We start from the raw sequence: 12532 nt of genomic DNA, 5'->3' as shown, positions 1-12532 counted from the left end.
GTAAAGAGGGTAATTTATTACCCTCTTTATTTATTTAATATTTTTATGGGATTTTGATTATACCTACTGGTTTAATGTATAAATTGGACTATTATAGCAAAATCAATTTCCTAACCAAATTCTACCTTATATTATGCTTAATCGTGTTGTTTTATTTTCACTGCTTACTATTGTTTGTTCTAGTTGTTTCAATAATAATACTTATGAGGACAGTTTATTTACCAAACTGGAATCTTCAAAAACCGGAATTAATTTTGTTAACGAAGTTAAGAACGGAAAAAACATGAATATCTTCAAATACCGAAATTTTTACAATGGTGGAGGTGTTGCAATTGGAGATATTAACAACGATGGTCTTTCGGATGTTTTTTTTACATCTAATCTTGGCGATAATAAATTGTACCTTAATAAAGGGAATTTTAAGTTCGAGGATATTTCTAAATCTTCAGGAATTGTAATGTCCAAATCTTGGTCTACAGGTGTCGAAATGGTCGACATTAATGGCGATGGATTGTTGGATATTTTTGTGTGTAATGCTGGAAATGGAATTGATGCCAAAAGAAAAAGCGAATTATTTATCAATAACGGAAACCTGACTTTTACCGAAAAAGCAGCTGAGTACAATCTTGCCGATACGGGCATTACGACTCATGTCGCTTTTTTTGATTACGATAAAGATGGTGACCTCGATGTTTATATTTTAAATAATAGTTTTATTCCAGTAAGCAGTCTCAATTATTCCAACAAAAGAGAATTGCGTGACAAAGACTGGGCAGTTAATGATATTCTAAAAGGCGGAGGCGATAAATTAATGCGCAATGATAACGGAAAATTTGTTGATGTAAGCGAAGCAGCAGGAATTTATGGTAGCCTTATCGGGTTTGGACTTGGGGTTACAGTAGGCGATGTTAACGGTGATTTATATCCAGACATTTACATTTCAAATGACTTTTATGAACGTGATTATTTGTATATTAATAATAAAAACGGAACTTTTAGTGAACAAATTCAAGGTTGGGCATCACATACCAGTCAGTCCTCAATGGGAGCTGACATGGCCGACATCAACAATGACGGAAAACCTGATATTTTTGTGACTGATATGTTGCCGGAAGGGGATGAACGATTAAAAACTACTACTAGTTTTGACAACTACGATTTATTTACACGAAAATTAAACTTGGATTTTTTCAATCAATACATGCAAAATACCTTGCAACTGAACAATGGAAACAATCAGTTTCTTGAAATTGCCAATTATGCGGGTGTTGCCAAAACCGATTGGAGTTGGGGAGCTTTGTTATTTGATATGGATAATGATGGGTACAAAGATATTTATGTGTGCAACGGTATTTATAACGAATTGACCAATCAAGATTTTATGGACTTTTTTGCCAATGATTTGGTTCAAAGAATGGCGATTACTGGTAAAAAAGAAGACATTGAAACCGTAATCAATAAAATGCCAAGTACGCCGATTCCAAATTATGCCTATAGAAACAATAAAGATTTAACCTTTACCAATGAAATAGAAAAGTGGGGGTTGGGTACTCCAAGTTTTTCAAATGGTGCGGCTTATGGCGATTTAGATAATGACGGGGATCTTGATTTGATTGTCAGTAATGTAAATCAAGAGGCTTTTGTTTACCAAAATAATTCAGAGAAAAAGAAAGACAACCATTTTGTGAAAGTAAAATTGAAAGGGGAGAACCAAAATAAATTTGCTATTGGTAGCGTTGTCGAATTGTTTTCTGGAAAAGAAATCATCAGACAGGAATTGATTCCTTCCCGAGGGTTTCAATCTTCGATAGACTACGTGATGACCTTTGGTATTGGAACCAAAAAAATTGACTCACTGCAAGTCATTTGGCCAAATGGAAAATACCAAACCATTAAAAAAGTGGCGAATAATTCGACTATTAATTTAAAGATAACGGATGCAGTTTTGAATTATACGGTTAAGAAATCAACTGTGAAACCGATGTTCGCTGAAAAGGCTAGTTCGTTTTTGGCGCACAAAGAAAATGATTATATCGATTTTGATTACGAAGGATTGATTTCCAAAATGCTTTCCCAAGAAGGACCTTCACTCGCCGTTGCCGATGTTAATGGGGACGGAAATGAAGACGTTTTTATTGGTGGAGCCAAGGGAACATCAGGCAATGTCTATTTGAATAAAGGGAATGATACTTTTTCAATAACCAAACAGATTGATTTAGGTGCAGATGCCAATTATGAAGATACTGCAGCATGCTTTTTCGATGCTGATAATGATGGAGATCAGGATTTAATGGTAGGTTCTGGTGGAAATGAAAAAGCAGATCAGGCCAATTATAAAAATCGTTTGTATTTGAATAATGGGAAAGGTGTTTTTGCTAAAAGTAAAGCAGCTATTCCTATGACCAATAATAACGTTTCTGTAATTGCTCCTTATGATTTTGACAATGATGGTGATATAGATGTTTTTGTGGGTAGCCGCAGCGTGCCTGGGATCTATGGTATCGATCCTAAACAATTGTTATTAGAAAATGATGGCAAAGGAAATTTTACCAATACTACTGATAAAAAAGCATTCAAACTCAATGAAGTTGGAATGATTACAGATGCTGTTTGGGAAGATATTGACAATGATGGTAAGAATGATTTAATCGTTGTTGGAGATTGGATGGCGCCTAGAATATTCAAAAACACTGGCCGCCGTTTGGTGGATTTCAAAGCCAACTTGAGCAGTTTTAGCGGTTTTTGGAACGCTGTAAGTTGTGTGGATTTAAACAATGACGGTAAGAAAGATCTTGTTCTTGGAAACAAAGGAACAAATACGGCTTACAAAGCTTCCGAAAAAAATCCGATGCGAATGTTTGTCAATGATTTTGATAATAATGGAACGATTGAACAAATCACCACTCGTGACATTGATGGAAAAGATATGCCTTTGCATCTAAAAAAAGAATTAGCAGGTCAAATCCCTACCATCAAAAAGAAAAATTTGAGCTATGCAGATTATGCCAAGAAATCATTTCAGGAAATATTCTCTCAAGACGTAGTGGATAATTCCATTCAGAAAAGCGCAACCATTCAAGAAAGTGTAATAGCTATCAATAAAGGAAATGGAAATTTTCAGGTTAAGCTACTTCCAAAAGAAGTTCAGTTCTCTTGTGTAAACACTATTTGTGTAACCGATGTAAATAAAGACGGAATTTCAGATCTTATTTTAGGAGGTAATCAATACGAATTCAAACCACAATTTGGAAGATTGGATGCTAATTATGGAAGTGTGCTTTTAGGCAATAAATCGGGTGTTTATTCTTGGTTGCCTTATAATCAATCCGGATTCTTTGTGAAAGGGGAAATCAAACATATTAAAACTATAAAAAATAAAAATAAAACAGTTTCAGTTCTAGCAGTTACCAATGATAATACCCCAAAAATATTTAAAAGCAATGAATAAGTTTTATAGTTTAGGTTTGGTTGCATTGCTTTTTTTGAGTTGCTCGGAAAAAGAAGATCGTTTATTTGAAAAATTAGACCCTTCAGAAAGCAACATCAATTTTAATAATGAATTACTGGATTCCAAAAACATTTCTATTTTGGATTATCTCTATTATTACAACGGTGGAGGAGTGGCTCTTGGCGATATCAATAATGATGGTTTGGCCGATATTTATTTTACGTCCAATCAAGGTAAAAATAAATTGTATCTCAATAAAGGCAATAATAAATATGAAGATATTTCACAAAAGGCAGGAGTAGAAGGAGAGAGCGATTGGAATACTGGTACCGTTATGGCCGATGTAAATGGTGATGGGTATCTCGATATTTATGTGTGTGCTGTAGTTGGGATCAATGGTTTTGAAGGGCATAATGAGTTGTTTATTAATAACAAAGACAATACGTTTACAGAGAGTTCGGTCGAGTATGGTTTGGATTTGGACAATTACAGTACTTCGGTTTCGTTTTTTGATTATGATTTGGATGGCGATTTGGATATGTATTTGCTAAACCATGCAGTACACTCTGAATTGTCTTTTGGAAATGCTAATATTCGAAATAACAGAGTTTATGAATGCGGTGATAAGTTATTTAGAAATGACAATGGTAAATTCGTTGACGTAAGCGCTCAGGCTGGAATTTTTGGCGGAGCTAATGGATACGGTTTGGGAATTGCAGTTTCGGATTTTAATTTAGACGGTTATCCTGATATTTATATTGGGAATGATTTTCACGAAGATGACTATTATTACCTCAATAATGGCGATGGAACTTTTACAGAATGTCTAAAAAACTATTTTGGTCATACCAGCCGATTTTCGATGGGAGTAGATGTAGCTGATATAAATCATGATGGTTTTCCAGATATAATGTCACTGGATATGCTTCCAGAAGACGAAAAAGTTTTAAAATCTTCTTTAGGAGATGATAACGTTCAAATGTTGAAATTGAGAACCGAAAGGTATGGATATCACTATCAATACACTCGAAATATGTTGCAAATCAATCAAGGCGGACAGCATTTTACTGAGATGGCTTTGTTGAGTGGCGTAGCGGCAACCGATTGGAGTTGGAGCGCTTTATTTGCCGATTACAATCAGGATGGAGAGCAAGATATATTCGTGTGCAACGGAATTCCAAAACGACCAAATGATTTGGATTATGTGAAATATTTCTCAAATGAGCAGGTTAAAAGAAAAATCAGCAGCACCAAGTTATTAGACAAAGAAGCATTGAAAAAAATGCCAAAAGGTGATGTGTCTAATTTTGTTTTTGAAGGAGCGCCCGATTTAAAATTTGTAAATAAATCCAATCAATGGATTGAGAACGATTCCATTATCTCCAACGGAAGTGGGTATGCTGATTTAGACAATGACGGAGATCTTGATGTAGTGACCAATAATATCAATAACGTAGCTTCGGTTTACATTAACCAAACGAATAAATCATCCCATTATTTAAAAGTAAAACTTCAATTTTCTGGTAAAAATACTTTCGGGATTGGGGCAAAAGTTATTACATATTCAAAAGGGAAAATGCAATTCAAAGAGTTGCAGACTACCAGAGGTTTTCAATCATCATCAGAACCGATGCTTCATTTTGGTTTCGGAAAGACGGCCAAAATTGATTCTTTGGTCGTGATCTGGCCTGACAAAACATATCAAACTTTGAAAGATGTGAAAACCAATCAAAGTTTGACTATAAAAGCAAATGCAAACCGAAAAGCATTTGATTATCAAAAATTGCATCCTAAAGCAGTTCCTGTTTTCAAAAAAGTTGAAACAGGTTTAGGTATTGATTTTACACATCAGGAGAATGATTTTATCGATTTTGTGTACCAAAAATTAATACCCTACCAACGTTCGGATCGCGGACCTGCAACTGCAATAGGAGATTTGAATGGTGATGGTAAAGAAGATATATTTTTTGGCGGTTCCAAAGGGAAAAAGGCAACGGTTTATATTCAAAATGCCAATGGTTTTTCTAAAAAAAGCTACAGTGAAATCGAAAAAGATTCTGTTTTCGAAGATGTCTCTGCTGTAATTGGAGATTTTAATAACGACAAAATCAATGATTTGTTTGTGGCTTCGGGTGGAGGAGAAAATGCTTCGAATTTGCAAGACCGTTTGTATCTTGCCAAAGGAAATCAATTGGTAAATTCAGTTTTACCTAAATTAACTCAGAATGCATCTGTAGTCAAAGCTTTTGATTATGATAAAGACGGAGATCTCGATTTGTTTGTAGCCAATAATTCCTTGAATAACAGATTCGGTAGTACATCCGACTGTTATTTATTGAAAAATAATAAAGGTGTTTTTGCTTTTGCGGATGCGAAAACATTTGAAGGCATTGGAATGGTTACCGATGCTGTTTTTAGTGATTTTAACAAAGATGGTAAAGTTGACCTGATCGTCATTGGCGAATGGATGAAACCTACTTTTTTTGTCAATAAAAATGGAAAATTTGTCAATGTAACCGAAACAGTTTTGCCAGAAAAAAGCAATGGATTGTACCAGTCGATAATACCGTTTGACATTGATGGAGATGGCGATCAAGATTATTTGTTAGGAAACTGGGGTATGAATTCCAAATTCAAAGCATCACAAGAGTTTCCTATGAAAATGTATTATGATGATTTTGACAAAAATGGAACTTTTGAAACCATTGTTGTCAAAGAAAAAGACGGTAAATATTATACAACAATGGGTCTTGATGAACTCGTGGAAGAGTTTAGCGGTTTGTTGAAAAAGAAATTCAACAGTTATAAATCTTTTGCAGGAAAACCATTGGAGGAAGTTTTTGATATGAAAATGCTGGAGGCCGGTAAATTGTATGAAGTACATAACTTGAAATCTGGTTATTTAAGAAATGATGATGGAAAATTTACATTCGTTCCTTTTTCCAATAAAATGCAAGTAGCACCTATTACCAGTTTTGTGAAATCCAATTTTGATAGTGATGCCAAAGAAGAAGTTTTTGCCGCAGGAAATTATTTTGGAGTAACGCCTTACCAAAGCCGATTTGATGGCTTCTCGGGAGCATTAATCAAAAATGAAAAGACCATATTTTTAGGCAATCAAATAGGAATAGACTTGACACAAAAAGCAATTCGACACTTGGATATTATTCAATTAAACGGTAAAAAGTATTTGCTGGTTACGATCAATAATAAAAAAGCCGAAGTTTATGAATTGCCGATGAATTCGAATTTAAAAAAATAAAACCTACTCAAAATTTAAAATACATTACAGAATATGAAGTCTAATATTTATACCATAACAGCAGTTTGTTTGCTTTTTCTTTCCTGTGGGAAGCAAAAATCAATAGTGGTGACTACTGATGAATACCACTCGGCAATCGAAAATGTTACTCAAATTATGATTCACGATATTTTTTCACCTCCAGTTGCGAGTAGAATTTTTGTGTATCCTAATGTGGCAGCTTATGAAGTAATTGCCCAAAACAGTACAACCTATAATTCGCTTCAAGGGCAGTTAAAAGGTTTGGATTCTATTCCTGCATTAGACCCAAAAAGTGGAGTTAATAAAGATCTTGCTGCTTTGATTGCCCATATGGAAGTGAGCAAACAATTGGTTTTTTCCGAAGATATGATTGAAGTTTTTAGAGACAGTTTGTATAAAAAATGGGAAAACGAGAACGCCGATGAGTTTGAAGTTTCAAGGGAATATGGTTTAAAAGTAGCCGAGCGAATCAAAAAATGGATGGGGAAAGACAATTACAAACAAACCAGAACGTTGCCTAAGTTTTCGGTTTTTGCGAAACAGGCAGGAAGATGGCAGCCTACTCCGCCCGCTTACATGGATGCAGTAGAGCCTCATTGGAGAGAAATTAGAACATTGGTTTTAGATTCGGCTTCACAGTTTAAACCAGCACCGGCATTACCTTTTTCATTGGATAAAAATTCTCCTTTTTTCAAGCAAGTACAGGAAGTTTATGACATCAGTAAATCATTAGCCAAAAAAGGGGATGCCTCAGAAGAAATAAAAATTGCCCAGTTTTGGGATTGCAATCCTTATGTTTCGGTTAGTCAAGGACACATGATGTTTGCCAAAAAGAAAATTTCTCCAGGTGCGCATTGGATGGGAATCACGAAAATTGCCTGTAAAATTAACAAAGCCGATTTTAACAAAACTGTTTTTGCATATACCAAAACATCGATAGGTATGTTTGAAGCTTTTATCAGTTGTTGGGATGAGAAATACAGAAGCAATGTAGTGCGCCCAGAAACTGTTATTAATCAAAATATTGATGAAAATTGGAAGCCTTTACTGCAAACGCCTCCTTTTCCTGAATATACTAGCGGACATTCTGTTTTGTCAACTGTAGCCGCTACAGTGCTGACTTCTATTTTTGGAGATAATTTCTCGTTTACAGATGATACGGAGTTACAATTTGGATTGCCTAGCCGATCTTTTAAATCTTTCATAACGGCTTCAAAGGAAGCGGCCATGAGTCGTTTTTATGGCGGTATTCATTATAGAGCTGCTATTGAAAACGGCATGGTTGAAGGTGAAAATGTAGGTGATTTTGTGGTTTCTAAATTAAAGATGACGAAGTAATTATGAAGGCAAAAAATAAATTTATAATTGGTTTTTCCTTGTTAGTGTCAGGTCTTCTAATTTGGTATTTGTTTGTTAAAGAAAATGATTATACAATTTCATTTACGGTTAAGGCGGCAACCGGTACTGTTTTTCAAGGGATAAACGAATGGAGTGTTGTAAGGTTAGAAAAAGAAAAAGAAACCTATAAAACAATCTCTAAAAATAATTTTGATCTTATCAAACAGCGAATGACCAAAGGGAATTCTCAAATGGAGTATACTTGGGAGATGGTTCCCGTAAATGATTCGATGACACGAGTTAATGTAGGTATAAAGGAAATGGGGCATGAATTATACAATAAAGTTACTGCTCCATTTTGGAATACCTCTTTCAAAGTAAGTCAAATAAAAAAAATCACCTCTTTTAAAGACGGTTTAAATGATCATATTTCAAAATTTAAATATAAAATTGATGGAATTGGTTCATCAAAAGAAGAGTTTGTGGCATACATATCACTAAAAAGTGTTTTACAAACCAAAGCGCAAACTATGATTGGGAATGATGGATTAATTACGGGTTTTTTGCATACTCATAATATTAAAATTAAAGGAAGACCCTATGTTGAGGTTACAAAATGGGATTTGGATAAAGAAACGCTAGAGTTTAATTATTGTTTCCCAATTGACAAAAACACTAAAAAGATTGCCGACAATGATGTGAAGTTTAAAATTATTCCTTCAATGAAAGGGCTTCAGGCAACTTATTATGGTAACATGAGAACTTCAGACCGTTCTTGGTTTGCTTTAATGGATTATGCAAAAAAGAATGGTTATGAATTAATTAATAAGCCACTAGAGCATTTTATGGCTAATCCTTTTGATGGCGGTGATGAGCTTACTTGGCAAACTCAAGTTGTTATTCCTTTCCAGAAAAAATAAGGACTCTTTTTTTGCTTTACGAAAACGTTTTTGGTGTTTTCGAAAACGTTTTCGGTTTTATATTCTGTTTTTATTGTTTGTATAGAATTACTTTTAATTAAATATTAACTAAACCACGGTATGAATTTTAAAGCAAAAATGAGTTTTTGGCAAATTATCAATATGAATGTTGGATTTTTTGGCATTCAGTATAGTTTCGGATTGCAGCAAAGTGCGGTAAATCCAATTTATGATTTTCTAGGAGCAAGTCCAGATCAATTACCAATTCTTAACCTAGCTGGACCTTTAACCGGATTATTGATACAACCCATAATTGGTGCTTTGAGCGATAAAACTTGGTTGCCAAAATTTGGAGGAAGACGAAAACCTTATTTTTTTATAGGAGCATTGATTTGTAGTTTAGCTTTATTTCTTTATCCTTTTAGCAGTTCGTTATGGATGGCAGCTGGCTTACTTTGGATCTTAGATGTTGGAAATAATACAGCAATGGAACCCTATCGCGCTTTTATTGCTGATAAATTAGACGAATCACAACAGCCAACAGGGTTTCAAGCTCAAAGTTTTTTTACCGGTTTTGGACAAACCTTAGCCAATGTTTCGCTATTTATTTTCCCTCTTATTTTTATTGGATCAACGGGAAAATTACCTACTTGGGTTTTTGCATCTTTTTTTCTGGGTGCAGTTTGCTCTATTGGATCGGTTTGGTGGAGTTCGCATACAACTAAAGAAATTCCTCCTTCAGACGAAGAGTTGCAATTAATGAAATCAGAACCTTTAAATGTATTAACTCCATTTATTGATATTGCAAAAGCAGTAAAGTATATGCCCAAAGTAATGTGGCAACTTGCTTTAGTTTATTTGTTTCAATGGTATGCGCTTTTTTGTTATTGGCAAAATTCGTCAAAAAGTATCGCGCTTTCGGTTTGGCATACCACTCCTCAAAAAGACATGAATTTGTATGCCGAAGCGGTAAGTTGGACAGGTCTGGTAAATGGCTGGTATAATGTTGTTACTTTTTTAGTTGCTTTTAGTTTGGTCTATTTTGCCAAAAAATATTCTGCAAAAATGGTGCATTTTACCTGCTTGATTTTAGCGGCAATTGGATTTTTACTTTTTCCGCATATCGAGAATAAGTACCTTTTATTTCCAGCGATAACTGGTTTTGGAATAGGTTGGGCTAGTATGATGGGAATTCCATATCTAATGGTTGTTTCGCAAATTCCAAAAGAACGATACGGAGTTTACATGGGAATCATTAATATGATGATTGTAATTCCAATGTTTATTCAAACAATTAGTTTTGGATATATTCTCAAGCATTTTTTAAATAATGACCCACGTTTAGCAATAACATTTGCGGGTGTTTTATTAGTTTTAAGTGCTGTTTTTACTTTATTTATCACAACCAAAAAAGAAGGAATCAGTGAATAATTTAGCCTATAAAAAAGCAATCGAATTACTTCAGAAAGTTTCTTCTTCAGAAGGGTTTTTAGCAAGCGCACAAAACATTTCAAACTACAAAAGAGTTTGGGCTAGGGATGGCGTGATTTGCGGATTGGCGGCTTTAGCATCTGGTGATGCTGATTTGATATTGACTTTCCGAAAAACAATAGAAACATTGGCGAGCCACCAACATAACAACGGTACTATTCCATCTAATGTAATGATAGATGGTACAAAGATTGAAGTGAGTTATGGTGGTTTGGCTGGAAGAGTCGATGCAGTAACTTGGTTTGTAATTGGGATTTGTCAGTATGCTTTTCATATCAATGACCATTCTTTTATAAATAAATACAAACTCAATATAGAGAAATGTTTGGTTTTACTGGAAGCCTGGGAATTTAATAACAAAGGTCTTTTGTACGTGCCGCTGTCAGGTAATTGGGCCGATGAGTACATTACCGATGGTTATGTGTTATACGATCAACTACTAAGAGTTTGGGCTTTAAGAAGCTACAATCATTTTGTTGAAAGTGAAACAATTGCTCATAAAATTCAGGAAATAACAACTCAAATAGAATGTAATTTTACCCCCCATTCTGTTGGAGACAAATACCACGAAAGAGCGTATAAGGAATTGATTTTTCAAAATTACATGCCTTGCTCTTTTTCTCCTGCGGGTTACAAAACGCAATTTGATGCATTTGCCAATTCTTTGGCTTTGATGCTCAATATAGGATCAAGTGAATTTCAAAATTGCATAGTAGACTATTCTTTAGAGCTTAAAAATAATATGCCTTTGCATTTATTACCAGCTTTTTGGCCTCCTATTTATGAATCCGATTTGGATTGGAATCTTCTTAAAAACAATTGCAAGTACGAATTTAGGAATTACCCCAATGAGTTTCATAACGGGGGCAGTTGGTCTATGGTCAATGGGTTTTACGGATTGGCTTTGCTCTACAAATTAAAAATAGAAGAATCGATAGCAGTACTAAACGCTATAAATGAACTAAATGCTGTTGAAGATTTTAGCTTTTATGAAAATTTCAATAGTGAAACAAAAGGGCCAAATGGAGTTCCTCTTTGTGCTTGGAGTGCAGCAGCAACCGTTTTTTTGCACCAAAGTATTTATGCTAATTTTAAATTTTTAGTTTAAAATGGAAAAAACTATTGATATTATATGTGTTGGAGAGTTATTGATTGATTGTATCGGTCATCAGGTGAATGCCACGATAAAGGAAACCGAGGATTATCACAGGTATCTGGGTGGTTCGCCTACCAATGTTGCTACGAATTCGGCAAGATTGGGTATGAAAGCGGTTTTGGTGGCTACTATTGGTAAGGATGGTTTGGGAGATTTTAGTATTCAAAAACTTCAGGATAACAAAGTGATTACTACGCAAATTGCTCAATTATCGGATGCTTCTACTTCGATAATTTTGGTTTCAAAATCAACTGGGACTCCAGATTTTATTCCATATCGCGATGCCGATTTTCAAATTGCATCGAGTCAAATACCCGATGACTTATTAGAAAGTGCAAAAATATTTCATACTACTTGTTTTGCTTTAAGCAAAAAACCAGCACAGGAAACTATTGTAGGTTCTGCCAAAAAAGCCAAAGCTTTGGGCTTGAAAACGAGTATTGATATTAATTTTTCGGAGAGAATTTGGCCCAATCGGCAAGAAGCCAAACAGGTTCTCAGTGAGTATTTGTCGACCAATCCATTTGTAAAATTAAGTGAAGACGACTGCTACCGTCTTTTTGCGGAAGCGAAATCAGAAGATTTTATATTCGACTACTTTCATGGTTTGGGCGCTTCTACAGTTTGCTTGACCAAAGGCGGTGATGGAGTAGTGTTGTCTGACAGAGAAACGGGGATAATTCGTAAGGAAGCGTTGCCAGTTATAGAAATAAAAGATACTACAGGAGCTGGAGATGCTTTTTGGACTGGGTTTTTGTATGCTCAGTTGCAAAATAAAGATTTTAAACAAACTATTGATATTGCTCAAAAACTAGCTGTTTTGAAACTTCAAAATATAGGTGGCTTGCCAACTGGGATAGATATGTTAGATTATTTAAATGCCGATTTATAAACCG

7 protein-coding genes are annotated in these 12532 nt (G+C 34.8%); all 7 read left to right on the top strand.

The genetic code is table 11. From position 1 onward, the window contains the following. Window positions 1–133 precede the first annotated feature (133 nt). The 7 genes from AC8GF4_RS07570 (at window position 134) to AC8GF4_RS07540 (ending at window position 12528) form a co-directional block, all read left to right on the top strand. On the top strand, window positions 134–3448 hold the full coding sequence (locus AC8GF4_RS07570; RefSeq protein WP_506593643.1) for a VCBS repeat-containing protein: 3315 nt from the start codon (window positions 134–136) through the stop codon (window positions 3446–3448). After that, complete coding sequence (locus tag AC8GF4_RS07565; protein ID WP_506593642.1) at window positions 3441–6710, top strand: VCBS repeat-containing protein; 3270 nt, start codon at window positions 3441–3443, stop codon at window positions 6708–6710. Before AC8GF4_RS07570 ends, AC8GF4_RS07565 begins: the two co-directional genes overlap by 8 nt. A gap of 33 nt (window positions 6711–6743) precedes the next feature. Further along, entirely contained in the window at window positions 6744–8069 is a 1326-nt protein-coding gene (locus AC8GF4_RS07560; protein ID WP_506593641.1) for a vanadium-dependent haloperoxidase, read from the top strand. A gap of 2 nt (window positions 8070–8071) precedes the next feature. Further along, the gene (locus tag AC8GF4_RS07555; protein ID WP_506593640.1) at window positions 8072–8989 is read left to right on the top strand and encodes a GyrI-like domain-containing protein; all 918 of its coding nucleotides are present in this window, start codon (window positions 8072–8074) and stop codon (window positions 8987–8989) included. A gap of 120 nt (window positions 8990–9109) precedes the next feature. After that, a complete protein-coding gene (locus AC8GF4_RS07550; RefSeq protein WP_506593639.1) occupies window positions 9110–10420 on the top strand; it encodes an MFS transporter in 1311 nt (436 codons plus the stop codon). Further along, window positions 10413–11588 (top strand): glucosidase family protein, encoded by a 1176-nt coding sequence (locus tag AC8GF4_RS07545; RefSeq protein ID WP_506593638.1) that lies wholly within the window; start codon window positions 10413–10415, stop codon window positions 11586–11588. The genes AC8GF4_RS07550 and AC8GF4_RS07545 overlap by 8 nt, the downstream gene beginning before the upstream one ends. Before the next feature lies 1 nt (window position 11589). Further along, window positions 11590–12528: a carbohydrate kinase family protein gene (locus tag AC8GF4_RS07540; protein ID WP_506593637.1), complete on the top strand. Its 939-nt coding sequence runs from the start codon at window positions 11590–11592 to the stop codon at window positions 12526–12528. The last annotated feature ends 4 nt before the right edge of the window (window positions 12529–12532 follow it).

Origin of the sequence: Flavobacterium rarum (SeqCode), from assembly GCF_965234445.1 — a bacterium.
GTDB lineage: Bacteria > Bacteroidota > Bacteroidia > Flavobacteriales > Flavobacteriaceae > Flavobacterium > Flavobacterium rarum.
This window is presented reverse-complemented; position numbering and strand designations above follow the sequence as displayed.